Annotated in this window: 20 protein-coding genes; 10 read left to right on the top strand and 10 right to left on the bottom strand. The window is 45.8% G+C overall.

The window, feature by feature from the left end; all coding sequences use genetic code 11:
* Window positions 1-310 precede the first annotated feature (310 nt).
* Window positions 311-1,975: a peptide MFS transporter gene (locus CLV93_RS15450; RefSeq protein ID WP_106543116.1), complete on the bottom strand. Its 1,665-nt coding sequence runs from the start codon at window positions 1,973-1,975 to the stop codon at window positions 311-313.
* Window positions 1,976-2,377: 402 nt separating this feature from the next.
* Here CLV93_RS15450 and CLV93_RS15445 point away from each other — a divergent pair, with 402 nt between their 5' ends.
* The 4 genes from CLV93_RS15445 to CLV93_RS15430 all read left to right on the top strand — a co-directional run bounded on the left by CLV93_RS15445 (window position 2,378) and on the right by CLV93_RS15430 (window position 8,854).
* Window positions 2,378-3,895: an NAD(P)H-hydrate dehydratase gene (locus tag CLV93_RS15445; RefSeq protein WP_106543115.1), complete on the top strand. Its 1,518-nt coding sequence runs from the start codon at window positions 2,378-2,380 to the stop codon at window positions 3,893-3,895.
* Between the two features lie 220 nt (window positions 3,896-4,115).
* Window positions 4,116-5,252 carry a DUF4831 family protein gene (locus tag CLV93_RS15440; protein ID WP_106543114.1) on the top strand — a complete coding sequence of 379 codons (1,137 nt, stop codon included), beginning with the start codon at window positions 4,116-4,118 and terminating at the stop codon, window positions 5,250-5,252.
* 246 nt (window positions 5,253-5,498) lie between these two features.
* Entirely contained in the window at window positions 5,499-7,187 is a 1,689-nt protein-coding gene (locus CLV93_RS15435) for an MFS transporter (protein WP_106543113.1), read from the top strand.
* 206 nt (window positions 7,188-7,393) lie between these two features.
* Complete coding sequence (locus CLV93_RS15430; protein WP_106543112.1) at window positions 7,394-8,854, top strand: aminoacyl-histidine dipeptidase; 1,461 nt, start codon at window positions 7,394-7,396, stop codon at window positions 8,852-8,854.
* A gap of 83 nt (window positions 8,855-8,937) precedes the next feature.
* On the opposite strand, the gene CLV93_RS15425 is transcribed toward CLV93_RS15430, so the two are convergent.
* From CLV93_RS15425 to CLV93_RS15385, 9 genes are all read right to left on the bottom strand, one after another.
* Entirely contained in the window at window positions 8,938-10,038 is a 1,101-nt protein-coding gene (locus tag CLV93_RS15425; RefSeq protein WP_106543111.1) for an alanine racemase, read from the bottom strand.
* The gene (locus CLV93_RS15420) at window positions 10,038-11,483 is read right to left on the bottom strand and encodes a nicotinate phosphoribosyltransferase (protein WP_106543110.1); all 1,446 of its coding nucleotides are present in this window, start codon (window positions 11,481-11,483) and stop codon (window positions 10,038-10,040) included. The genes CLV93_RS15425 and CLV93_RS15420 overlap by 1 nt, the downstream gene beginning before the upstream one ends.
* A 230-nt stretch (window positions 11,484-11,713) precedes the next feature.
* Window positions 11,714-12,991, bottom strand: a complete 1,278-nt coding sequence (locus CLV93_RS15415; protein WP_106543109.1) for an adenylosuccinate synthase — start codon at window positions 12,989-12,991, stop codon at window positions 11,714-11,716.
* A gap of 229 nt (window positions 12,992-13,220) precedes the next feature.
* Window positions 13,221-13,667 carry a Fur family transcriptional regulator gene (locus CLV93_RS15410; RefSeq protein WP_106543108.1) on the bottom strand — a complete coding sequence of 149 codons (447 nt, stop codon included), beginning with the start codon at window positions 13,665-13,667 and terminating at the stop codon, window positions 13,221-13,223.
* Between the two features lie 81 nt (window positions 13,668-13,748).
* Window positions 13,749-15,938 (bottom strand): RelA/SpoT family protein, encoded by a 2,190-nt coding sequence (locus CLV93_RS15405; RefSeq protein ID WP_106543107.1) that lies wholly within the window; start codon window positions 15,936-15,938, stop codon window positions 13,749-13,751.
* Between the two features lie 253 nt (window positions 15,939-16,191).
* Entirely contained in the window at window positions 16,192-16,902 is a 711-nt protein-coding gene (locus CLV93_RS15400; protein WP_106543106.1) for a nucleotidyltransferase family protein, read from the bottom strand.
* A 51-nt stretch (window positions 16,903-16,953) separates the two neighbouring features.
* On the bottom strand, window positions 16,954-17,532 hold the full coding sequence (locus CLV93_RS15395; RefSeq protein ID WP_106543105.1) for a D-sedoheptulose-7-phosphate isomerase: 579 nt from the start codon (window positions 17,530-17,532) through the stop codon (window positions 16,954-16,956).
* Between the two features lie 19 nt (window positions 17,533-17,551).
* Window positions 17,552-18,574: a GHMP family kinase ATP-binding protein gene (locus tag CLV93_RS15390; protein WP_106543104.1), complete on the bottom strand. Its 1,023-nt coding sequence runs from the start codon at window positions 18,572-18,574 to the stop codon at window positions 17,552-17,554.
* Entirely contained in the window at window positions 18,571-19,839 is a 1,269-nt protein-coding gene (locus CLV93_RS15385; RefSeq protein WP_211297872.1) for a glycosyltransferase, read from the bottom strand. Before CLV93_RS15385 ends, CLV93_RS15390 begins: the two co-directional genes overlap by 4 nt.
* Window positions 19,840-19,930: 91 nt before the next feature.
* Between CLV93_RS15385 and surE the strand changes: the two genes are divergently transcribed.
* From surE to CLV93_RS15355, 6 genes are all read left to right on the top strand, one after another.
* On the top strand, window positions 19,931-20,692 hold the full coding sequence (gene surE / locus CLV93_RS15380) for a 5'/3'-nucleotidase SurE (RefSeq protein WP_106543103.1): 762 nt from the start codon (window positions 19,931-19,933) through the stop codon (window positions 20,690-20,692).
* A 2-nt stretch (window positions 20,693-20,694) separates the two neighbouring features.
* Complete coding sequence (locus CLV93_RS15375) at window positions 20,695-21,009, top strand: hypothetical protein (protein ID WP_106543102.1); 315 nt, start codon at window positions 20,695-20,697, stop codon at window positions 21,007-21,009.
* A gap of 60 nt (window positions 21,010-21,069) precedes the next feature.
* The gene (gene lpxB, locus CLV93_RS15370) at window positions 21,070-22,194 is read left to right on the top strand and encodes a lipid-A-disaccharide synthase (RefSeq protein WP_106543101.1); all 1,125 of its coding nucleotides are present in this window, start codon (window positions 21,070-21,072) and stop codon (window positions 22,192-22,194) included.
* Between the two features lie 24 nt (window positions 22,195-22,218).
* Window positions 22,219-24,636, top strand: coding sequence for a gliding motility-associated ABC transporter substrate-binding protein GldG (gldG, locus tag CLV93_RS15365; protein ID WP_106543100.1), 2,418 nt, complete (start codon window positions 22,219-22,221; stop codon window positions 24,634-24,636).
* A gap of 150 nt (window positions 24,637-24,786) precedes the next feature.
* Window positions 24,787-25,914: a DNA polymerase III subunit beta gene (gene dnaN, locus CLV93_RS15360; RefSeq protein WP_106543099.1), complete on the top strand. Its 1,128-nt coding sequence runs from the start codon at window positions 24,787-24,789 to the stop codon at window positions 25,912-25,914.
* An 80-nt stretch (window positions 25,915-25,994) separates the two neighbouring features.
* Window positions 25,995-26,804 carry a 3'-5' exonuclease gene (locus tag CLV93_RS15355; protein WP_106543098.1) on the top strand — a complete coding sequence of 270 codons (810 nt, stop codon included), beginning with the start codon at window positions 25,995-25,997 and terminating at the stop codon, window positions 26,802-26,804.
* Window positions 26,805-26,808 lie beyond the last annotated feature (4 nt).

The raw sequence follows: 26,808 nt of genomic DNA, 5'->3' as shown, positions 1-26,808 counted from the left end.
AGGGCTTAAGGACGGAGAAAAGTCGCAACAATAGAGGTCTTTCGGAATTTGGCTAAAGCCAATATATTCTTTCCCATTCTGTCCCCCGACTAAAGTCGGGGGCAATTGGAACGATGAATTATAGTAGCCCCACCTCATTGCGCTGGAATTTACAGTTGCCCATGGCTTCAGCCATGGGATGGAAAGCTATACAATGATGGGCTTTAGCCTAAATTACTTCTAGTCGGGTATCCCTTTGTTTTGGAACAAAAAAAAGAGGCCGCCCAATATCCGGGCGGCCTCTCTTTCAGTAAAAATATAATAATGTAGATTAAGCTTCGGATGCTCTTTCCAGCCTTTTCAGAATCATGAAAATAAAGGCGGCTGAGACCAAACACATCACCACCAGGATGAGGAAGAATTGCCATAATTCCAGCGTATCCCAGAATTTTCCAATCAATCCGGCCATCAGGTTACCAATGGCGGTAGCTCCGAGCCAACCTCCCTGGGCCAGACCTTTGTACTTGGGCGGTGCCACTTTCGATACAAACGAAATACCGATAGGACTCAGGAACAACTCGGCAATGGTGAGCGTGAAGTAGGTGCTGATTAGCCAGTACGGCGATACCAGTGAATCTGAAACGTTTCCGTGTAGTGCCCCGGGCGACATCAGGTTGTCTGATGCCAGGATGAGCAACGTAAAACCAAGTGCCGTCAGGATCATCCCGATACCAATCTTCTTCGGTGATGAAGGTTCTTTGCCAATTTTGCGCAGCATGGTGAAGAATCCTACAATCAGCGGTGTCAGGAACACGATGAAAATCGGGTTGAAATGCTGGAACAACTGCGGAGAGATCATCATGGTGTCATCGTAACTGTTGTACACCATTCCGGTAATAATTGAGCCTACAACGAAGACTCCAAAGCCGATCGCCCGGAATTTGGAGGCCAGTTTCCGGCTAAACGTCATAATCAATCCGATGATAGCAAACAGCAATGGCAGGAATGCACTTAAGTCGAAGAACATAAATGTGAACCGGCTTACCTTGCTAACAGTATAATCGCGCGCGAACACAGTCATGGTAAATCCATTCTGGTGGAAGGCCATCCAGAAGAACATGACAACGAAGAACACCAGCAACAAAGCCACCAGACGCTTGCGGGTTGCTTCCGGTGTCATGTGCACCATCTTGTCTTTCAGGTTCACATCCATTGATTTTTGTTTCTCGGTCACGTCAGCAGCTTTGTAATACTTGCGGAATCCGATAAAAATCAGGAGTGAAACAACCATACTAATGGCTGCCAAAGCAAAACCAGCGTTGTATGACTGAGATAGCGTGTCGAGGTACAAGTGGCTGAAGTGGGTTAAATCAGTGAATTTATCACCCATTTGCTCGTGAGCCAGTTTCATCAATTCGGTTGTGTCTTTCAGCTTTCCATCGAGATAGAGATGAGCCATGTTTGGAATCTGGGCGTTGTAAAACAATCCGGCCTTTTTCAGGATCATGTTGCTGATACCGGTCGCTGCCGAAGGAGCGAAAAACGCACCGATATTGATTCCCATGTAGAAAATGTTGAAAGCATTATCGCGGTTGGCGCTGTATCTCGGGTCATCGTACATGTTACCCACCAGGGCCTGCAGGTTTCCTTTAAAGAAACCGGTTCCCAGTGATATAACGGCAAGCGCCGCTACCATTAACAGTAGTCCTTGTCCTGGTATGGCCAGCATGAGATAGCCGAGGAACATGACAATGGTTCCGATAGTAATGGTTTTTCCGTAACCCCACACTTTGTCGGCCATAATACCACCAATGAGGGGAAGGAAATAAATTCCAAACAGGAAACCACCGTAATAGTCACCCGCTGTAGCTGTTGAGAAGCCAAATTTTGCCTGGAGATAGAGGGTAAAAATAGCGAGCATGGTATAGTACCCGAAGCGTTCACCCATGTTGGCAAAAAACGCGACATATAGTCCTTTAGGATGTCCTTTAAGCATAAATTATGATTTTGATAGATTAGTTCGAAAATTCGCAATCGGACAAATATAATTAACTTTTTTTTCCATAAAGGAGAGCCAGGTCATACATCAACATGTTGTATGAAAGAAAATGACCAGCATCCGAAGGTCTGAATATGGAAAAGCGGCCGTGATTTTGTAAATTCGTTCAACATGCAGGTATTGCAGGATATCACAAAGCGAATGGGAATTCATAAAGCTGTCCAGTTGGGTGCGACAGGGATAAATATCACCCCTAAATCCCCTAGAGGGGACTTAAGCCGCCCCTTTAGGGGAGGTTTGGAGGGGTGAAAACAGGTTTGTTCTCAATTGGTTTAAGGCTGTAGTAATTCTGCTTCTACTTTGTTATACAACATCTTTCAGAACAAAAAACGATCATCTATGAAACTTTTTGCCACCAGCCAGATTGCCGGTATTGATAAATATACCATTGAGCATGAACCCATTTCTGATATCGATTTGATGGAGCGGGCAGCATCCACTTTGGTCGACTGGATTCTGCATCACGCCGAACCGGACCAGCATCTGATATTCTTTGTGGGACCGGGTAACAATGGTGGCGATGCGTTAGCTGCTGCCCGAATGCTGGCATGGGCACTTTCCGGTATCGATGTTTATATCATGGATTTGGGAAAGGGAATGTCCGAATCAGCCAATACCAACCTGGAGCGTTTGCAGCAGCAGAACCGCACACAAATCGTTTATTTAAATGCTGATGCTCCGATGCCGGAAATCAAACCGTCCGACTGGGTGGTTGACGGCTTGTTTGGGGCAGGCTTGTCACGTCCGTTGAAAGGTTTGCCGGCGAAAATCGTGAAACACATCAACGCCTCCGGTGCACAAGTCATCGCCATTGATATTCCTTCCGGCCTGATGGGAGAAGATAACCGACAAAACGATCGCGATTCCATTATACGCGCCGATGTGACGCTTACGTTTCAGTTTCCGAAAATCAGTTTTCTCCTGCCGGAAAACGATCCGTTCACCGGCCATTGGATAGTTCTGGATATTGGTTTACACCCGGATGGAATCGGGCAAACGGAGACCCCTTTCTTCTATACCGACCATCAGGTAGCCAAAAGTCTCTTGAAAGACCGGAGAACCTTCGCCCACAAGGGGAACTTTGGGCACGCGTTGTTGATTGCCGGAAGCTACGGAAAAATGGGCGCTGCTGTTCTGGCATCGCGTGGTTGTCTTCGTTCGGGAGTCGGTTTACTCACCACCCATGTTCCCCGTCTCGGATACAACATCCTGCAAAACAGTATTCCGGAAGCCATGGCCAGCATCGACCAGTCGGATTTGATGTTCACCCAGAATCCGGATTTGGCCTCTTTCGATGCGATTGGTATCGGGCCTGGTTTGGATACGAAGTGCAATACCGGGCGCGGTGTTCAGCGCATGCTGGAAGAAGAATTGAAAAAGCCGATGGTTATCGATGCAGATGGATTGAACCTGTTGGCGAAAAATCCGGAGTGGTTGAAGTTGCTTCCCCCTGAAACCATTCTGACACCGCATCCGGGAGAGTTTGCCCGGTTGACGCACCCGGTGGAATGTGGATACGAACGATTGCAACTGGCCAAAGAATATGCGCGGGATAATGGTGTTGTGCTGGTATTGAAGGGTGCTTACACGGCTATTGCCTGCCCCGACGGAACCTGCTGGTTTAATAGTACAGGTAATCCGGGAATGGCTACGGCTGGAAGCGGTGATGTGCTCACAGGAATTCTGCTGGGCTTGCTGGCACAGGGATATACGGCTAAAGAGGCAGCTATTTTGGGCGTTTTCCTTCATGGGTTGGCTGCTGATTTCGCTGTTGAGGAAGGTTCGCACGAAGCACTGCTGGCAGGCGACATAACTCAGCACCTCGGATTGGCATTTGCCACACTTAAAGATTCTTAAAGATTTTGTGAAAGCAAAAAAAACTATCAAATTTGGGGATATTTGTTTCTGTTAATCTCTCTTTTTCACTGAGAGAAACTGAGAAAAGAATTTGCTGGTGTATGAGGTAGCAGAAACAAGCAGACTTAAGACAATGAGGCAAAGCGGTATGAAATCTTCCCGATAAGGGTGTTTTTGCGACTTGCCGTTTTTATGTGGTTGAATGAATAATTAAAGAAAAATGAAAAGTATATATCTTACTTTACTGGGCGTACTGTTTGTTGCCGGACAGGTGATGGCATCGCCCAAAGATGACAAGCGCAAAGATGGAGAACAGGTTCCTTTTACAGGAAGCGTTGTTTATTCTTTGCCGGAGACGGGGATTAGGGTAACCGTTGAAGCGGAACAGGTGAAATTTGTTCACGGTCCGTATTACCAGTACGCCGAAAAATATCTCGGAATTCCGAATGCACCTTCTACCGACCGGGAAACCTGGAAAATTACCAATGTGAGCCTGGAGACCTATGGTGAACCGGACCCGAATGAAGTGCATAAAGCATCAGGTCCTTATGCTTCGGCTTTAAGCCTGACAGCAGACGGAGTGTTGATTGGCATCAACAGCGATGTGAAATCGGGGAAAGAGGATGTGAGCAGTTCCGTTTATACACCGGATGTGGCGGTGCCGGATGAGCCCTGGCCCGATCGATCGATGCATTCGTTCTTGAATGAGGTGGATACGATTTCGCCGGAGATGTACACTGCCAAAACGTTGCAGCAGAAAGCGCTGGAAACCGCACACGATATTACCAAAATCAGAAAGCGGAAATTCAAATCGCTTGTTTTCGGATACGATAAAGCTTTACCCGATGGTGAGGCATACAATACCATGGTGGCTCAGCTCGATAAACTCGAAAAGAAATATGTGGGGCTTTTTATTGGAAAGTCATACAAGGCAAAGCATACGTATGTTTTCAATATAGTTCCCGGAGCGAAGAATGGTAAGAGCCAGATCGTGTTCCGGTTCTCTACTTCGAAAGGCGTGGTTCCGACCACCGATCTTTCCGGGAAACCAGTGATGCTGGAGCTTGACCCGAATACCAGCCTGGAGAAAAGCAATGGCCAGATGGCGGCGGTGCAGCCAACCACAACTCCTGAAACAAGCAACAGCGGTTTGTTTTACCGGATTCCCGGAAATGCAGAAGTGCGTTTGTTGGACGGGACGCAAACTTTGCTGGAGTCGCACCTGACGCTGGCACAGTTCGGCAAAGTGGCTCCCATTCCCGAAGGCCTGCTCAACGGGAATTATTCCATACGCTTGCATCCGGCTACCGGCGCGATTCAACGCATTAAGGAGAAAAATAAAGAAGAAATTCAATAGTTGATGAATGCGGACTACGGTCCGCATTTTTTTGTTGCTATCGGCTTTTCCTGATGTTTCCCAACATCTTTGAAGCAACGCATGGCTCTCCCAAACCTCCGGTTTTAAAGGGTTTTGATTTTTAACATCGTATTTTTTTTGTCAAAATATGACGTAAATCGCCTTTGTTGAGCAGAATATCTTCCGGTTTTTATTGTATTTTGGGCTGCCAATAGGAAAAAATCATTTGTAAGTAAATAGATAATTATGACTGAAGCAATTCGAAAATCGTTGAGGGAATCACCAAAAGCAAGGTGGACGGCGATGGTTGTCGTATCACTTTCGATGTTTGGTGCATATTACTTTAACTATGCTTTGTCGCCTGTAAAGCCAATTCTTGAAAGTGCTTTAGGGTGGACAAGTTCTGATTTTGGTGTCTACACCTCTGCCTATGCCTGGTTTAACGTCTACTTTTTGATGTTGATTTTCAGCGGTATTATACTTGACCGTCTGGGGATTAAGATTACCGGTTTAGGTGCTACCGTTTTAATGGTACTGGGTACAGGTGTTAACTATTGGGCTATTACGGCACCTTTCCCCGCCGGCGCTCATGTTACTCTTCCGCTGGTTGGTGATATCAAAACGGAAGTACTTCTTTCATCCATTGGATTTGCCATTTTTGGTGTAGGAAGTGAGGCGACCGGAATTACCGTTTCGAAGGCGATTGTGAAATGGTTCAAGGGTAAAGAGATGGCGTTGGCAATGGGATTGCAGATGTCGATTGCCCGTTTGGGAACTGCTTTAGCGTTGGCGATTTCGCTGCCATTGGCTCTTCATTTTACTTACAGGGCTCCTGTAGCGTTTGCCTTCATCCTGATGTTGTTGGGAGTCATCGCGTTTATCACCTATATCGTACTGGATACCAAACTCGATAAGTCGGAAGAGCACATCGAAGTTGAAGAAGAGGAGCCGTTCCGTTTGAGGGATATCGTGATGATTATTTCGAACAAAGCGTTTTGGTACATCGCCATCCTTTGTGTTCTCTTCTATGGTGCGGTTTTCCCGTTCTTATTCTACGCAACCGACTTCATTATCAACAAATATCATGTATCACCTTCGCTGGCAGGGTTGATTCCTAGCTTGTTGCCTTTCGGAACCATCTTCCTGACTCCTTTCTTTGGTGGTATTTACGATAAGAAAGGAAAAGGTGCGACCATCATGATCATTGGTGCTGTCATGTTGATTGTGGTGCATGGATTCCTTTCTATTCCGACCCTTGATAACTGGATTTTTGCCGCCGCCATGGTAGTCATTCTTGGTATTGCTTTCTCGCTGGTGCCGTCAGCCATGTGGCCATCAGTACCGAAAATTATTCCTGAAAAGCAATTGGGAACAGCTTATGCTGTTATCTTCTTCATCCAGAACATTGGTCTGATGTTGATTCCGCTTTTGTTGGGTGTTGTACTGAACTCGACCAACCCGAATGTGGCACCGAACAAGACCATTATCCGGAAAGCTGTTGAGATGAGTTACACGCAGGCGCTGAAGAAGGAGAACATTACCCTGGACGCTAAAGCGCTGAATATTGCCATTGAGAAAACAACCAGTGGTGTGGTCGATTCAATTGTTGAGTCGGCTTCTTATGTGCCTACACCGCAGAGCGAAATCAATCCGGAGAAAGTTGAAAATTCAATAGTTTCCAGTAACCTGAACATGTTGGGAAGTCCGGAGATGGGAGTAACCCAGGAAAAAGTGCTGGACAAAATGGGCTCTACTTTCAAGAAAGCTACTTTCGAAGTGGTGACCAAAGAGAAGCTGAACATCCGGTATGATTACCAGTACGACATTCTGATGTTTACATTGCTGGGAATTTTGGCCCTGTTGTTTGCCTTCCTGTTGAAGCGCGAAGATTTCAAGAAAGGATATGGTCTCGAGAAACCAAATATCGAGAGCTAACACCTAAGAATACTGATAAATTCAAAGGGCTGACCGTTTTCCGGTCGGCCCTTTTTGTTATTCCCTCTCGGGGAAATCATGAGTTTTGACAGGGCAAACCTCCTTCTGATTTGTTATTTTTAAGGATTCAAAAGAAAACTTCCATTAATCATTCGCTGTTCAGGACATTAGAAAATTTGTTTTAAACATTATTATAATCGAAAATTATGAGTAAAGAGATTACCAATCTGGAGCCCAAAGCACTTTGGGAAAATTTCTATCAACTGACTCAAATTCCACGTCCATCCAAAAAGGAGGCAAGAATTCAGGAGTTTATCGAGAACTTCGGAAAATCGCTGGGACTGGAAACCATCAAGGATGAAACCGGTAACATTATCATTCGCAAACCGGCTACCCCGGGAATGGAAAACCGGAAAGGTGTTGTTTTGCAGGGCCACCTCGATATGGTTCCGCAGAAGAATAACGATACAAAGCACGATTTTGAAAATGATCCGATTGATGCATACGTTGATGGCGACTGGGTAACCGCTAAGGGAACGACCCTGGGAGCTGATAACGGTATCGGTGTGGCAGCTGCCATGACCGTGCTGGCTGATAAAAATATGCAGCACGGACCGGTTGAAGCCCTTTTTACCTGTGACGAAGAGACGGGGATGACAGGCGCTTTTGGGTTGAAGAACGATGTCCTGAAAGGTGATATTCTTTTGAATATGGATTCGGAAGACGAAGGTGAATTGTATGTTGGTTGCGCCGGTGGTGTTGACGCCAACATCGAGTTCGAATTCGACCAGGTGGTTGTTCCTTCCGGCGTGAAAGCTTTTGATTTGGTTATTTCCGGATTGAAAGGTGGACACTCAGGAATGGACATTATTCTGGGTCTGGGAAATGCCAACAAATTGCTGGTTCGTTTTCTGAAATATGCGGTAACTGAACTGGATGTTCGTCTGGCCGGAATCAACGCTGGTGGGTTGCGTAACGCAATTCCCCGTGAAGGTACAGCTAACATCGTTGTCCCTGAAGAGAATGTTGATGCGTTGAAGAAAGCGGTTGCGAAATACGAGGAGGTATACAAAGCGGAATTGAGCAGTCGCGAACCGAACCTGAGTTTTGTAGCCAAAGAAGCTGATATGCCGAAATCGTTGATTGACGAGGCGGTTCAGGATGGTTTGATTGATTCGGTGAATGCCTGCCCGAACGGTGTTATCCGCATGAGCGACGATATGCCCGGACTGGTAGAGACTTCAACAAACCTTGCTTCGATTAAATCGGAGAATGGAACCATCGCCATTCAGTGTCTGTTGCGTAGTTCGGTTGATACAGCCAAAGATTATCTGGCTGATCGTATCGACAGTGTGTTCTCTCTGGCCGGAGCTACTGTTGTATTTACAGGTGGATATCCCGGATGGAAGCCGAACATGGCTTCACCGATTCTGAAGCAGATGCAGCAGATTTATAATGATAAATTCGGTAAGATACCGGAGATTAAGGCGATTCATGCCGGGTTGGAATGTGGTTTGCTCGGAGCCGTTTATCCCAAATGGGATATGATTTCGTTTGGTCCGACCATTCGTTCTCCTCACTCTCCTGATGAGAAAGTACACATTGAATCAGTGAACAAATTCTGGGAATTCCTGGTTGAGACACTGAAAAATGTAGAAGAAAAATAAAGGATTAATTCCTTACAAGCATTAAAAAAAGCTTTCCTCTAACGGGAAAGCTTTTTTCTTGTTATCTGTTTTGTAGTATTTTATCAGTGCCGGGGCATGGTTTCGATAATCTCGCCTTCATCCGTCAGGTAATAACCCATTGCGTGCGCTGTCAGGCAGGCATGGACCGGGAGAATTTCGACGAGGTCGCCAATTTTGAATTTGTTGAATTCCTGCGGCGAAACCTTCAATATTCCATGTTCCTGCGACAAATCGTGCAGGTAATTCATTTCGTTCAAAAGAATGCGTTTGTTGCCATCTCTCCTGACGATGCGTCCGTACAGTTTTTTACCATCGATATTCATGATGTAATCTTTCGAAAAATGAACGGCTCCACCATGGATGACCACTTCATTTCGTGATTGATTTTTGGATACGACAGGGCAAACCATCCGAATGGCAATTTGGTCGTATTCACATGCGCTGAGTTGCTGTTGCATCAAATCGTAGAATACAAAATTGCCGGGCCGGATTTCGTCAACGCCACGGAAATCATCGCTAATGCTGCACGAAGGAGTATCACCGATGGAAATTTCCAAATCGGGGAATACCGGGGAAAATTTTGTTTTCAGACGGTTCAGTTTCATCAGCGCATCGAAGTGGATATTGTATATGGTATGGCGGGCTTTGGTTTTGTAGGTATGACCTGAATGAGAGAGAAATCCCTTGAATTTTACATTTTCCTTATACAGCAGAGCATATTCCAGCAGATTTTCGATTTGCCCTTCGCGGTCGGCTTCAATACCTGTACGACCGTGCCCGGTGTCAATTTTCACATAAAAATCGACCACGGATGTCAGCTTATTATTGAGGAATTTCAGAATTTCATGAGTCTCGACAACAAGATTGAGCTTAATCTTTTGTGCTAATGCATTGATGTTGTCAATTTCAAGCGGATTGACAGGAAAGGCAATGGTGATATCATCCCATCCCTGTTCTGCAAAATATTCAGCCATTTGCACAGAGGATACCGTAATGGCAGTGACTCCATATTCCCGAAACCAGGAGCCTATTTCTGCAGAAACATGGGTTTTAAAATGTGGCCTGAAGCGGAGTTTATGCTTTTCGGCCTTGTTGGCCATAAATTCGATGTTCGACAGGCATTTCTTTTTGTCCAATACTAAAGTCGGGCGAATGATTTCCATTAATTCGGTTTTATTTCGGTCTGACAGAGTTTGCTATCCACTTTTTTCATCAACTCGCATCTTAAATTATACAAGTTTTTCGAAATTCCAACTTTGTAGATGTGTGCTTTGATAAAACGCTTGTGTTCTGAAGGTAATAATGCTGCACGAGTCATCAGGTAGTCACGGATTTCCATTAGCGAAGGCAGTTCTTCAGTTGGTTCACCATTTTCGTAAACAACGTGCTGCAGCTTCTCTCTTCTCAGATGTGATACCTGTGTATATTTTTCAGGATGATGCGGATGATAAATGTATTCAGCTTCATTCGGATTTTCATCAGCCAGTAAAATCCCATCGCGGTAGAAAAAGCCTTCCTCATCGTAGTAACGATAGACTTCTTTCTTTCCCGGAAGGGTTACTTTTTCAATGTTTTCCGAAATTTTCATTCGCGGAGTACCGTTGCACTCAGCCAGTTTGTATACGCCATCGAGGGCAGCTTCCGGCTTTCCGGTCACCATTTCGGTTCCAATCCCAAAGGCGTCTATGGGCGCTTCCTGTTCTTCCAGACTTTTAACTACGTGCTCGTTGAGCTGGTTGGAGGCGAATATCTGAAGGTATTCAAGTCCGGCTGCATCCAGTTGTTTTCGGGCTCGTTTGCTCAGGTAAGCAAGGTCACCACTGTCGAGCCGGATACCTATCATTTTCTCTCCGCGTGCTTCCATCTCCTTCGCCACTTTGATGGCATTCGGGACACCACTTTTTAGCGTATCGTAGGTGTCAACCAGCAGAACGGTATTTTTAGGATGGATGTCGGCAAATGTGCGGAACGCTTCCAGTTCGTCTTCGAAACTTTGAATCCAGCTGTGGGCCAGCGTTCCGGAAACCGGAATATTGAATGCTTTGCCAGCGAATACGTTGGAGGTAGCTGATGCTCCGCCGATGACAGCGGCCCGGGATGCGTGGATACCTCCCAGTCCATGAGCCCGGCGCAGACCAAAATCGACAAATGTTTTCGCTTTGCTAACATGTTTGATCCGGAAAGCTTTCGTTGCTACCAGCGACTGAAAATTCAGCAGATTCAGCAGCATCGTTTCAATAAGCTGTGCTTCGATAATATTTCCTTCAACACGTAGTATCGGTTCGCCCGGAAAGACGATTTCCCCTTCCTTCATGGAGATAATTCGTCCATTGAATTGGAAATCTCTCAAGTACTCGATGAAATCAGGATGAAGTCCGGTTTCCTTCAGGTATTCAATATCTGAATCGGAATAATTGAAATGTTTCAGCAATCTTAAAACTTCACCTAAGCCGGCATAAACCAGGTAACCTCCTTCGTAAGGATTGGTCCGGAAGAAATAGTCGAACGTAACCTGTTCGTCCTTCTTTCCGGAAAGAAAATAGCCCTGGGCCATGGTGAGTTCGTAAAAGTCGGTATATAGTCCCAAATGGTCGTTCAATGTCTGCATAATATGTCGTGGAGGATGTTAAACCTTAAATATACTGATAAATTGACTAAACAAGCTAATTATGTAGATTTTTCCAAGGGTTGAAGGCAGAGAAGGAGAAGTGTTGTCTTATAGGTTTTTAGTTACCATAATTTTATGGTAATGTAAATGCATTCCAGATTATGAAATATTGAAAGAAGGATATAGAAAATCCCGGCCAAATGACCGGGATTTGTGGGGATTAAAAGATTTTAAACGATTTCTCGAATAACGGTTGCAGCTCTGTTTGGCCCCACCGATACGATGCGGATGGGAACGCCCACCTGTTCCTCGATGAAGCTGATGTATGATTTCAGCTCATCCGGGAACTGATCTTCCTGGGTAAGATGACTGATTTCGGTATGCCATCCCGGCAATTCGGTGAAAACCGGTTCGACATGTTCATCCAGTTCGTATGGGAATTCATCCGTTTCTTTTCCATCGATACGGTAAGCGGTACAAACTTTGATGGTTTCAAACTCATCCAACACATCGGCTTTCATCATAATCAATTCGGTTACACCGTTGATCATGATGGCATATTTTAGTGCTACCAGGTCGAGCCATCCGCAGCGACGCGGACGACCGGTGGTTGAACCGTATTCATTTCCTTTGTCGCGGAGTTGCTGGCCTTCGTCATTGAACAATTCCGTCGGGAATGGTCCCATTCCTACACGGGTGCAATACGCTTTGAAAATACCGAACACATCACCGATTTTGTTGGGAGCGATGCCCAGTCCGGTACACGCTCCGGCACAAACCGTGTTGGACGAAGTTACAAACGGATAGGAGCCAAAGTCGATATCCAGCAACGTTCCCTGCGCTCCTTCAGCAATCACAGTCTTTCCGGTTGCCAACAGATTGTTGACGTAGTTTTCACTGTCAATCAGCTGGAACTGCTTCAGGGTTTCGATGCCTTCGAACCATACTTTTTCGTATTCGGCCAGTTCGGCTTCGTAGTCGTAGTGATAATAGTTGCTCAGTAAGTCCGTGTGCTGTTTGACACGTTCTTTGTATTTTTCTTCAAAATTACTGAGAATGTCACCTACCCGAAGTCCTTCCCGACCAATCTTATCACGATAGGTCGGTCCGATTCCTTTTAGAGTGGAACCAATTTTCCCTTCACCTTTGGCTGCCTCCGAAGCTGCATCCAACAGTCGGTGTGTCGGCAAAATTAGATGTGCCTTTTTGGAAATGAATAAATTTCCGGTGATATCAAATCCTATTTCCTTCAGGGAATCAATCTCTTTCTTAAAAATACAGGGGTCAATAACTACACCATTACCGATGATGTTAATCTTGTCGCCACGAAATATTCCGGAAGGAATGGTGTGTAAAACGTGTTTGATGTCGTTAAATTCGAGGGTGTGACCTGCGTTGGGACCTCCCTGAAAACGAGTGATTACATCGTAACGGGGGGTGAGTACATCCACAACTTTTCCTTTACCTTCGTCACCCCATTGAAGGCCTAGAAGTACGTCTACTTTCATTTTCAAAAATGTTAAGTATTCAGGCTCTGATTAGCGGAACCGGTTTTGATTTAAGATTCTATGTAATTAACTCAGAACCACTTGCTACTGTGATTGTAGCTGGCCGGTACGGCCTGTCGACGGCTGGAAAATTACGGCTAAAATTACAACTTTTTTCCGAGGGGGCATAAAAAATCCCGCCGAATGGCGGGACCGGGTATTGATAATAAAACTATTTGCGTCAATATATTCAGTCGTTATCGATACGCTCCCCGTACAGGTAAAGTGAGTGGTGAGACAACTTGAAATTGTTATTTTTGCAAGCTTCTTCAATTATCTCACGTATTCGCGGATCGTAAAATTCCAGAACTTCGCCTGTTTTCAAATCAATCAAATGGTCATGTTGCGAAGAGGCAAACGTTTTCTCGAATTGTGCTATGTTTTTACCAAACTGGTGTTTCACCACCAATTTACAATCGAGAAGCAATTCGATCGTATTGTAGAGCGTTGCACGACTCACCCGGTAGTTCTTATTCTTCATCGAGATGTATAACGACTCGATGTCAAAGTGTCCTTCCCGGGAGTAAATCTCGTCTAAAATTGCGAACCTCTCAGGCGTTTTACGGTGACCCTTTTTCTCAAGGTATTCCGTAAAAATATTTTTTACTGTTTCTTTGGTTTTCTGCGGATTATTCATACTTAAACCAAGTTTAAATAGAGAGGTAAAAATATAAAATTTAATTCAAATAAGTATAAATTTCTGGAGTCATTTTTCAAATCAAAGCTCCTTTCTTTCAACCGAGTCAATTCCCTTTATCTCTTTTAGCTTAGAAAGCAGGTTATCCAGGTCCTCTGTATGATGGACGTAAAGATAAAGGTTCCCTTCAAAAACACCATCATGTGTGTCAAAATTTATGGAGCGCATATTGATTCCATATTCATTGGAAATCACATTGGTAATCTGGTTCACCATTCCCTGGCGGTCGAATCCCCTGATGTAAATGTGGGAAAGATAGGACAGAACTTTAAAACGGGTCCATTTAGCCTCAAGAATATTGTCTCCCTGGCTCGACATCAGTTTTATCGCTTCCGGACAGGTTTTTTTATGAATTAGAATATTTCCGCTGTCGGCAATGTAGCCAACCACATCATCACCGGGAATCGGGTTGCAGTCGGTTGCCAGGATGTAATTATTCTGCTCCGGATTTTCTTCCAGAAGGAAGGGTTTCTTTTTATCGATAACCGGACCTGATGATTTTTTCTTTGACGAAAAGGTTAGTTTCCAGAATTTGACAAACTTATTTTCCGACTTCTTTTGCAGAATCTCTTCCAGCTTTTCGAGCTTCAAAAGCCCCATCCCGATTTCTGCATACAGCTGTTCTTTGGTGTGCAGGCCAAAGTGATTAATCAGCTTTTTCAAGGTATTGGCCGAGGGTAGCACGTTTAATTTTCCCAGCTCTTCGCGCAAAATCTCTTGTCCGTTCTCGATGTGTTTGCGTTGCTCTTGTTTGAAGGAGTCACGGATTTTGGACTTGGCTCGCGCGGTAACGGCAATTTCCAACCACGATGGTTTCGGGTTTTGCTTATCGGAAGTAAGGATTTCGACCTGGTCGCCACTACTAAGCACATGACTCATAGGAACCAATTGGTGATTTACCTTGGCCCCAATGCATTTGTTTCCCAGTTCGGTATGGATGTCGTATGCAAAATCGAGAACGGTTGCATCCTTGGGCATCATTTTCATATCGCCTTTCGGCGTGAAGATGATGATTTCCTGCGAATACAAATTGAGCTTGAACTCATCGAGAAAGTCGAGCGCATCGGATTCCGGGTTCTGAAGCAGCTCCCGGATTTTTTCGAGCCATCGGTCTATCTCACTTTCCGCGGAATTATCGCCCTTGTATTTGTAGTGGGCAGCAAAACCACGTTCGGCAATTTCATCCATCCGTTCGGTCCGTATTTGTACCTCTACCCATTGACCTTCCGGCCCCATCACGGTGACGTGAAGTGCTTCGTAACCGTTTGCCTTGGGAATGGTAATCCAGTCGCGAATACGGTCGGGCTTGGGCTTGTAAATGTCGGTAATGAGGGAGAGGATATCGAAACACTGCCGTTTCTCTGACAGGCCGGGTTTGGGTTTAAAGACGATGCGGATTGCGAGGAGGTCGTAGATTTCGGAGAAGGAGACTTTCTTGTTTTGCATCTTATTCCAAATGGAATAGATGGATTTCGGTCGCCCGCTGATGGTGAAATCGAAATGTTCCTCGTATAATTTCTTTTGAATGGGTTTGGCAAACACATGCACCAGGTAATTAATGCGCTCTTCCTGGTTGTGCAGCTGCAAATCGATTTGCTGGTAAGCTTCCGGATGTTTGTATCGGAGACTCAGATCTTCCAGCTCTGTTTTGATGGAGTAAAGTCCCAAACGATGAGCCAGCGGAGCAAATACGTACAAGGTTTCACCGGCAATTTTCAGCTGCTTGTTCCGGGGCATCGAATCGAGGGTGCGCATGTTGTGCAACCGGTCGGCCAGTTTGATCAGAATTACGCGTACGTCATCCGAAAGCGTGAGTAGCATCTTCCGGAAGTTAACGGCCTGTTTGGAATCGAAGGTTCCCGATAGCTTGGTCAAACCGTCAACGAGGTTCGCTACTTTCTCACCAAACATATTTTCGATATCTTGAAGCGAGTAGTCGGTGTCTTCCACTACATCGTGGAGAATCGCGGCTGTAGCTGATTTGGCGCCGAGGCCGATTTCGCTGGTAACAATTTTCGCTACCGCGATGGGATGAACGATATAGGGTTCACCAGACTTTCTGCGCACACCCAAATGAGCCTTGTTGGCGAAGTTGAAGGCTTTTACAATAAGCGCCTTCGCTTCGTCGGTCAGCGGACGGTTGAACGATTTCAGCAAATCGTCGAAGATGTCCTGGATGTATCGTTTTTCGGCTTCGGTCTGTAAACCCATTCAATTGCTGTTTAAAATGTTTTGTAATCAGCTATTTCGAATTGGTAAAAATAATTTTTTACCGGTTAAATATTTCATCCCTGTGAAATATAATTCAATCTTCTTTCGCAATAGGCGAAGGACTGAATCAGGAATGCACAATTGTTTTGCCAAAATGTCAAATCCGGGTGGTTGCCGAATGGTTGTTTTCGTTGAAACGTTGCGAAAGTTCGTTTTGTTTCTGACTTCAGGTTGTGGGATCGTGAATTTTGGGTTATTCGCCACTTTCCAATCGGCGGAAATCATTCTGTGCCTGCTCGTAGGTTTCCGGTATCCCGATATCGAGAAAATATCCGTTAGCCGGGAAAGCTCCGCAGGAAATCTGCCCGATTTGCTTTTCGAGGAAATCTTTTTCAAAGGAAAATTTGGCTGGATAACTTCCTTTTTGCAGGATATCTTTTTCCATCAGGTAAACACCTCCGTTGATAAATCCCTGCGCTACTTTTTCCTTTTCGTGAAACGCCTGAATCTTCCCCTCTGTAATTTCGACACGACCATAACGATCGAAGTCGGTCAATTCTTTCACGGCCAGGGTTAAATCGAAATTTTTCTTCAGATGGAAATTCTCCATTTCAGCCAGAGGTACTTTGAATAACGTATCTCCATTGAAAAGGAAAACACGCTCACTGGTTACCTGTTCCAGGGCCAGCTTGATGCCTCCTCCGGTTCCCAGCGGCTCCGGCTCAACGGCATATACTATCTCCATCCCAGCGTGCCGATGACCGAAATATGCTTCAATCATTTTGTATTTGTACCCTACCGATAAAATAACCCGCTCGATGCCTTGTGTCGAAAGTTCATTTAAAAGATAGGAAAGGAAAGGTTTGCCGTTTATAGCGGCCATGGGTTTGGGCATGTCATAAACAACATCCTGGAGACGGGTACCCAGCCCGCCGGCTAATATAATGGCTTCAACGGTTTTCATTTCTTAGTTTGGTGTAACGGTTATACATTATTTTAACGCATAACACATGGCTTAATTGTCTGGTTGACCAAACAGGTTACTTTCTACAATTTCGCAGAAAATGTGTCCCATCAGGATGTGAGCTTCCTGGATGCGGGGCGTATCGGTTGATGGAACATTGAGCAGTATATCGGCCAGCGTTTTCAGTTTTCCACCTGTTTCACCGGTCATCGCAACGGTATGCATCCCTTTGTTTCGGGCAGTTTCCATCGCTTTCACAATGTTGCCTGAGTTTCCACTCGTTGAAATACCAACCAGCACGTCTCCTTTTCTTCCGGTTGCTTTGATATAACGGGCATAGCCGGTTTCAAAATCATAATCGTTGGCAACTGCTGTAAGAAACGATGTGTTGACGTGACAGGCTTCGGCGTCGAGAGGGTCTCTGTCGAGGTAGAAACGACCGGAAAGTTCTGCAGCCAAATGTTGCGCATCAGCAGCACTTCCACCGTTTCCGCAGAAAAGAACTTTTCCTCCTTCCCGGTAGGTGCGTGTAATCAATGCTGCTACGAGCTCAATCTTCGCAATTAAATCGTCGTTTTCCAGAATGCGACGTTTTACGTCCAGCGCTTCGGTTATGCGTTCTCTTATCATGGTTTTATTTGCGTACAGTTTAACTGGTCCAGGTGCTCAGGCCGTGTTTGGTAAATCCGTACCGTTTGACCTGACCGCCAAATTTCAGCAGGCTTTCCACCACCGGATAGCGGGTGTTTCCCGGACAATAAAAAAACATAAATCCACCACCGCCGGCGCCTGAAATTTTTCCTCCGGTGGCTCCGGCTTTTAATGCGGTGTCGTAAATTTCGTCAATTTGCGGATTGGAAATCCCTTCCGCCATCTTTTTCTTGTTCTGCCATCCAAAATCGAGAATCGTTCCCACCTGGTCCAATTCTCCCTTCAACAAAGCTTCTTTCATCAAAATAGCTTGCCGCTTGATGTTGTGCATGGCTTCTATGGAAGAAGTATTCTTTTTAGTGACATTTTCCCGCTGTTGCTCGATGATGGTCGAGGAGAGGCGACTGGTTTCGGTGTAATAAAGAACCAGGTTGAAAGCCAGTTCGTCCAGAACGCGTTGGCTGATGCGCAGCGGATTCACGATCACCTTATCTTCTTTGTAAAACTCCATGAAGTTTACTCCGCCAAAAGTCGCAGCATATTGGTCCTGTTTTCCACCGGCCTGAGCTAAATCGACCCGTTCGATGGCGTAAGCCAGTTGTGCGATATCGTATTCGCCCAGCGGAAGTTTCAGCCATTCGGCGAAAGCACCAAGAATTGCCGCTACCAATGTTGAGGAAGAGCCCAGTCCCGATCCGGGGGGCGCGTCCACGTATGTAGTCAGTGTGAATGACAGCGGCTTCTGTGTAAAATCGCGAACAATCCGGTTGTAAATGCCTTTCAGCAAATCGAGCTGACCATCGATGGGAAGTTGCCCGGCAGAGGCTAATGTGAGATGCTCGCCTTTGTCGACTGCATTCAGGATGATTTTACCATCGGTTCGCGGTTCGATCGTAGCATAAGCATACATGCTGATGGTGGCATTCAGAATGGCGCCGCCAAACAGGTCAGAATACGGCGAAACGTCGGAGCCGCCGCCGGCCAGTCCAATTCGTAACGGAGCTTTACTTCGGATGATCATACATTAGACGATTTGTTGTACACTTCGCTGATGGTCTCTACCATCCGCTGCCATGAATATTTTTTCTTTTCTTCTTTTACCTGTTCTTCAAATTCAGCCTGACGTTTATTTTCATAAAAGTCAACCAACGCGTCAGCAATCGCTTTTACATTCGGTTGTACCACGTAACCTACCTTCTGGTCGGGAATGATTTCCGACAAACCACCAACATCGGTTACCAACATGGGCTTCTCGAAGTGGTAGCCGATTTGCGTTACGCCGCTTTGTGTCGCCGATTTATAGGGTTGAACAACCATGTCAGCCACGCTGAAATATTTTGTCACCTCGCTGTCGGCAATAAAATCTGTTTGGAGAATAAGATTGTCGCCCAGCTCAAGTTTTTTAATGAGTTGAAGATAGTTGTCTGGCGGAGCATAAAACTCGCCGGCTACCAGCAATTTGACCGGATATTTTCGAAGGCGTTCATCTGCGAAAGCTTCCAAAAGCCAGTCGAGACCTTTGTAGTCGCGTATAAAGCCGAAGAAAAGGAGATAACGAAAATTCGGATCCAGATCCAACGCTTTGGCGGCTTCTTCCCGCGGAAGCGGAGCCCCAAAATTGTCGAAAAGCGGATGAGGGCATAAGCCACGTGGTTTGTTTTGGTCGAATTTGGCAATGTCGTTGAATACGCTTTTCGACATAGCTACAAATCCGTCGACAGCTTTGGTGAAAAAGCGGGTAAAGGGTTTATCTCCCGGACGTGGTTCGTGCGGAATGATGTTGTCAGCAATGGCAATTACCTTCGTTTTTTTGTTCTTCCGGACGCGTCGTGCAATGGTGCCGAAGCAGGGCGCCATGAACGGTAGCCAGTATTTGAAAATGACGATGTCCGGTGCTTCTTTCCGGATACGGTTACCGATTTTTCTCCAATTGAGCGGATTGATGGAATTGACCGTGGCCCGGATGTCGAGATCGTTCGGTGCTTCCCAATCGGCATACTGGGTTTTTCCCGGGAAAAGAAAGTTGGGATACTGCAGGGTAAATGTTTCGATACGAACTTTATAGCCTGACGCCTGAAATTCGCGGGCCAGGCGCTCATTGTATGCGGCCAGTCCTCCCCTGAAAGGCCATGCAGTTCCGATAATGACTACTTCTTTCTTCAATACATGAAAATTTACAAACAAAAGTACGATTTTCGGTATGATGCCAAAACCGAAATGCAATTCAACCGATAATTCCTGGAAATCACCCGCCATGTCATGAGCCTCATTTGAAATTAACTGCATAAGAATCATACAACTTTTTCATCCGGATGATAGTTGTTCGGCGTGAACGATTATCTTTGTTTTCTTGTTGAAAAATGGAAAAATTCGGAAAATGAACGAACGACCACTCATATTGCTCACCAACGATGATGGTGTTTATGCCAAAGGATTAAAGGAAGTAACTGAAGTAATGCGCCTATTTGGCGACATTGTCGTTGTGGCTCCTGATAGTCCTCGCTCCGGCATGTCGCATGCCATTACGGTCGATCGGCCGCTGCGCGTGAATAAACTGGAGGAAGAAGAGGGTCTCACAATTTACTCATGTACCGGAACACCGGTTGATTGCGTGAAACTGGCTTGTAACCAGTTGCTCGAGCGGTTACCCGATTTTGTGATCTCCGGAATTAATCACGGAGCCAATAGTTCGGTTTCCATTTTGTATTCCGGAACGATGGGCGGTGCTATCGAAGGTTGTATTCACGGCATTCCTTCCATCGGTTTTTCATTGAATGACTACGACACCGATGCCGACTTTGCCCGTTCCAAAGTGGCCGTTGCCCGTATTTTCCAGGTAGTGGCCGAACATGGTTTGCCCGATGGCGTTTGCCTGAATGTGAATATCCCGAAAGGAGAGGTGAAAGGCATTAATTTCTGTCGACAAACACGCGGTAAGTGGGAAGAGGAGTTCGAACACCGGACCGATCCTCATGGCCAAAGTTACTACTGGTTAACCGGCTATTTCAATAACGCTGAAGCGGAAGCCCGCGATACTGACGATTTTGCCCTGAAGAACAGCTATGTTTCAGTTGTTCCTGTCACCATCGATTTGACAGCTTACCAGGCGTTCCAACACATGAAAACCTGGAAGTTTTAACCATGGAGAATCAGGAACAACAAAAGCAGCCTGTGAAGCTGAATAATATTTGGCTGGGTGTGTTAGCCGGAGCCTTGATGCCGGTAGTATTCTTTGTGTTATACTATTTATTCCGGTTTGGATACATGCCATTTTCAGCATTTATTCATCGCTTAGTGGAAACGAATACGATTATTCACGTGTTAAGCCTGGCGGTTTTTCCTAATCTCGGACTATTCATGCTGTTTGTTCGTGGAAATCGGTTGCGTTCGGGAAGAGGCGTATTATTGGCAACGATTTTATATGCCGTGGTGGCTTTTATCGTGAAATTGTCCTAGGCGATTTTGACTTTCTATCGGAATTTAATTCGATTCATCTAATTATAAATCTTGCTACGCGTGAAGTATTTTATCATTGCCGGTGAAGCATCGGGCGATTTACACGCCTCGCATTTGATGCGCGAACTGAAAGAGGAAGATCCGCAGGCCGAGTTTCTTTATTTCGGGGGCGATTTGATGGAAGCCGAAGGTGGTAGATTGCTGAAACACTACCGTGAAATGGCTTACATGGGCTTCATCACGGTAGTGAGAAATCTGGATAAGATTAAGGCCAACTTCAAGCTGGCAGAAAAGGAGTTGCTTGCCTGGCAGCCTGACGTACTGATTCTCGTAGACTATCCTGGTTTTAACCTGCGCATGGCGAAATTTGCCAGGGAACACGGTATTCGGACATTCTATTATATCTCCCCGAAAATCTGGGCATGGAAAACCAAACGCGTGAAGAAGGTGAAGCAATTCATCGATGAGATGTTCACGATCTTTCCCTTCGAAACTGAATTTTACGCCAAATACGATTATCCCGTCCGTTATGTGGGAAATCCCACTGTCGATGAGTTGGCGGTGCGGCCTAATCAGGATGAGACATTCGATACATTTGTGTCGCGTAACCAACTATCGGGAAAACCGCTGATCGCTTTGCTGGCAGGTAGCCGGAAACAGGAAATCAGCAACATTCTCCCGGTAATGGCTGAAGCGGCATCGCGTTTCCCGGAATATGAATTTGTGTTGGCCGGTGCACCTTCGCAGACAGAGGAATTTTATCGTCAGGTTTTGAAGGGCAAAGATATTCCGGTTGTCTTTAATCAAACCTACGAATTGCTTCAACAGTCAACGGCGGCGTTGGTGACCTCCGGAACGGCGACCCTTGAAACTGCAGTCATGAATATTCCCCAGGTGGTTTGTTATAAAATGGAGCTTGGGAAAATTGCCCGATGGGGAAGGCCGTTTTTGCTGAAGATTCCTTATTTTTCGCTGGTCAACCTGATTGTGAACCGCGAAATTGTGAAGGAATTGTTCCAGGACCGTTGCACTGTTGATACGGTGAGCGCTGAATTGAAGCAGGTTCTGGGAGATGAAGCCTACCGGGAAAAAATGCTGAGCGGTTACGACGAAATGCGCCAGCGGTTAGGGGAACCCGGATGTGCTGCGCGGGCTGCCAAACAGATGGTTGAGCTGCTGAAATAATTCAATAGAAAAATATTGCCGTTTATGTACAGTCTGTTCAGAAAGGAAATCAACCAGTTCTTCGGTTCGCTGATCGGTTACCTGGTGATTGTCGTTTTTTTACTCTCCACCGGTTTATTTCTTTGGGTCTTTAATGGAAATTATAATATTCCGGACAATGGATATGCCACTTTGGACGGACTGTTTTCCATGGCTCCGTGGGTTTACCTCTTCCTTATTCCGGCTGTTACCATGCGGATGTTCGCTGATGAAAAGCGTACCGGAACCATGGAGTTACTGCTCACCCGTCCGCTTTCCACATTTCAGTTAGTGCTGGCTAAGTACTTAGCGGCACTGGTTGTAGTTGCTCTGTCGTTGGCGCCCACTTTGCTTTATTTCTTTTCGGTTTACCATTTGGGTAATCCGGTGGGAAGCATTGATACGGGGGCGACCTGGGGAAGTTACCTGGGGCTTTTCTTTTTGGCGGCTATCTACCTTTCCATTGGTTTATTCGCCTCCTCATTAACGGATAACCAGATTGTCGCTTTTATCCTGGCGCTGTTTCTGTCATTTTTCTGGTACACGGGGTTTGATTTTGTTGCGGGCTTGCCGGTTCCGTCCGGTGTAGCCGAAACTCTTTCTTCATTGGGAATTAACCAGCATTACGAGTCGGTGAGCCGGGGTGTGCTCGATTCGCGTGATTTGTACTACTTCCTGGTGATGGTTGGCTTGTTTTTGCTCCTCACGCAGATTTCCCTTTTCTGGAAGCGTTTTCCTAAAAAGCGCGCAGTTCTCCGATTGGGAATTTACATTGCGGCTACGGCACTGGCAGCTGTTTTAATGACCAATCATTTCTTCCGGATTGACTTTACAGCGGAAAAACGCTTTACGCTGGCCGATCAGACACGCGAAATTATGAAAGAGGTTGACCAACCAGCCGTTGTCAATGTTTATCTGAAAGGCGATATGTTACCAGCTGGATTCCGAAAGCTGGCCAAGGCAGTCAAAGAGAAGTTGATTGATATGAATGTGTATGCCGGTGCGCCGGTTCACGTGCAATTCATCGATCCTTACCAGGAAGTAAAGCCTTCGCAGCGCAAAGGTTATTTCGATTCGTTGGTTGACGAAGGATTGAAGCCAACCGATCTGCGCATCAAAACCGATCAGGGAACGTCTACGCGGCTTGTTTTTCCTTCGGCTGTTGTTCGGTTGCATGGTCACCAAACGGTGGTCAACTTCCTGCAAAACGATCCTTCTTTACCAGCTGAAGAGAATTTAAACCGTTCGGTGGAATTGCTGGAATACCAGTTTGCCCGGGCTTTTCGTGTTTTGATGCAGAAGAAAAAGCCAAAAGTAGCTTTCCTGACCGGACATCATGAGTTGGACCAGTGGCAGGTAAAAGATTTTTCCAATGCATTGAGTGAGAATTACGATGTTGTCCGAATCACGCCTGATGATTTGCTGGCAGCGCCCGATAGTTTCCGTGCGGTGATTGTTGCCGATCCGGAAAAGGCTTTCCCCGAAAGAGACAAGTTCGCCCTCGACCAGTATGCCATGAAAGGTGGTCGTCTGATGTGGCTGATCGATCCGGTGCAGGTGAGCATGGACAGCCTCTCCGAAGGAATGATGACACTGGCGTTTCCGCGAAAATTGAATTTGCAGGATCAGTTGTTCCATTACGGTGTTCGTCTCAATCACGACTTGGTTCAGGATGTGCAGTGCCGGATGATTCCGGTGAATACGGCACTAACCGGACAGCCTCCAAAATTTACGCCGGCACCGTGGTATTTTTCGCCGTTGCTGATGCCCTCACAGAATTCGCCGGTAGGAAAGAACCTGAATCGCCTGATGGCTGATTTTGTTAGCTCACTCGAACTGGTTGGCGAAAACCAGGATGTGAAAAAAACTGTTCTTCTCACTTCTTCGGCGTATGCCCGGACAACCGAAACGCCGATGGAGGTGAGCCTGGATATGATTAACGAACCACCGGCCCGCGAGCTTTTCACGCAACATCACATCCCGGTAGGAGTTTTGCTCGAAGGAAGATTTTCGTCGGTATTCAAAAACCGGATGTTGACCGAATTGCATTTGCCAAATGGAATGGAACCGAAGTACGAGAGTCCGCACACCAAGATGATGGTCTTCTCGGACGGAAATTTAATTGCGAATAAGGTGCATAAAGGCCCCAAAGGAGTTCAGATTTTACCGCTCGGGTATGATCGGTACGCGAAACAAACTTTTGGGAACAAAGCATTTTTTGTGAATGCAGTACAGTATTTGTGTGACGATTCGGGGCTGATGGAACTTCGTACCCGAACGGTGAAATTGCGCTTGTTGGATAAGGTCCGACTCCGCGAAGAAAAATTGAAATGGCAATTGCTGAACCTCCTTGTTCCGGTGCTGTTTATCTTATTGTTCGGTGTCGTTTTCAACTTCATTCGACGAAAACGTTATGCACATTAAGTTAATAAATTCAAAGAAAAACGTATATTGCGAGGTAGGCAAAGTAGGTGAATGTTTGTATCTTCGTAATGTACCTGCCTTGTCAGGACCGAGTGCCTTATATGAGGGCTAATTAATTGAGAATCGTTTAAAAACTAAGAATAACTACCCATGAGATTTGTCGTTTCGAGTACCGAATTACTGAGGCATCTTAATGCAATCAGCAGGGTCATCAGCAATAAAAATACCTTGCCTATCCTCGATAATTTCCTTTTTCAACTCGAGGGCAATACCCTAACGGTTACTGCTTCCGATTTGGAAACAACGCTTATTACAACGCTTTCGCTGGAAAATACAGAGGGAGACGGAAGTATTGCTATCCCGGCTAAGATTTTGATTGATACCCTGAAAGAGTTCCCAGAGCAACCGCTGACCTTCAATATTGACATGGATACCATGGCAGTGGAAATTCTTTCCGAAAACGGTAAATTCTCGATTGTCGGGCAAAATGGTACTGATTTTCCGCAACTTCCTGAGTTGGGAGACGGAGCTACCAGCCTCAGCATGCCCCACGATGTGCTGCTGAGCGGAATCAATAAAACGCTGTTTGCTACCGCTGACGACGAGTTGCGTCCGGTGATGAATGGTGTTTATATCGAATTGTCGGAAGATGACCTGACGTTTGTGGCATCCGATGCGCACAAGCTGGTTCGCTACAAACGAAGCGATGCCCGTGCTGATGTTCAGTCGTCGTTTATTCTTCCGAAAAAGCCGGCTTCGTTGTTGAAAAATTTGCTGCCACGCGAAGATTTTGATGTGAAGCTGGCGTTCGATGATAAGAATGCTTTCTTCAGTTTGACCGGTTTCAAAGTAGTTTGCCGCCTGGTGGAAGGAAATTATCCGGCCTACAATTCAGTTATTCCGGTGAATAATCCGAACCGACTGACAGTTGATAGGGTTGAATTTTACAATACACTGAAACGGGTTTCGGTCTTTTCGAATCAGGCTAGTAACCTGGTGAAATTAGCTTTGACATCTACCGAAATGGTAGTTTCAGCACAGGATGTCGACTTTGCCATTTCGGCCGTCGAGCGCATCAAATGTCAGTACGAAGGACAGGAGATGGAGATTGGCTTTAAATCGACCTTCCTGCTCGAAATTCTTTCCAATTTGTCTTCTACGGAAGTGATGGTGGAACTTTCCGATCCAACAAGAGCCGGAATTTTACTTCCTGCAGAGAAAGAAATCGAAGAAGAAGATGTATTAATGCTTCTGATGCCGATGATGATCAATGCGTAGAAAAGAATTTTTATTAAAATAATCATAGCTAAACCTGACAGAATCCCGCTTCTGTTAGGTTTTTTGTTACTTGTATTTTTATGGAACTGAATTTGAAAAATCCACTGGTGTTTCTTGATTTGGAAACTACCGGTATCAATATTGTCACCGACCGGATCGTTGAAATCGCATTGCTTAAAATCTTTCCTGGCGGAAAACAGGACGAGAAACTGATGTTGATCAATCCGGAAATGCCCATTCCGGCTCAGTCTTCGGCAATTCATGGAATCAAAGATGAAGACGTGAAGGATGCGCCCACGTTTAAGGAAGTAGCGAAAACGCTGGCAAGTTTCCTGGAAGGTTGCGATTTAGCCGGGTTCAACTCCAACCGGTTCGATATTCCGTTGCTTTCGGAAGAATTCCTGCGGGCAGAAGTGGACATCGATTTGAAAAAGAGGAAGTTTATTGATGTGCAGACTATTTTCCACAAGATGGAGAAACGCACGTTGGGTGCAGCCTACGAGTTCTACTGCAACAAGGAGCTGGAGAATGCTCACAGCGCTATGGTCGATACAGTGGCGACTTATGAGGTTCTGAAATCGCAGCTCGATCGCTACTCTGCAGAAGAAGCTGAGGCCAGAGGAAAGAAATTCAATCCGCTGGTGAATGATGTGGATAAATTGTCGGAATTCTCTTCCTTCGATAGGAATGTGGACTTCGCCGGTCGTATCGTTTATAACAGCGATGGCGTTGAGGTCTTCAATTTTGGCAAGCACAAGGGAAAACCGGTTGAGCAGGTGTTGAAAGAAGAGCCGGGGTATTACGGTTGGATGTTGAATGGAGAGTTTCCGTTGTATACGAAGAAAGTATTGACAGCTATTCGTTTGCGTGCATTCAGCAACAATGGTTGATCTC

The organism is Prolixibacter denitrificans, from assembly GCF_003014495.1.
GTDB lineage: Bacteria > Bacteroidota > Bacteroidia > Bacteroidales > Prolixibacteraceae > Prolixibacter > Prolixibacter denitrificans.
This window is presented reverse-complemented; position numbering and strand designations above follow the sequence as displayed.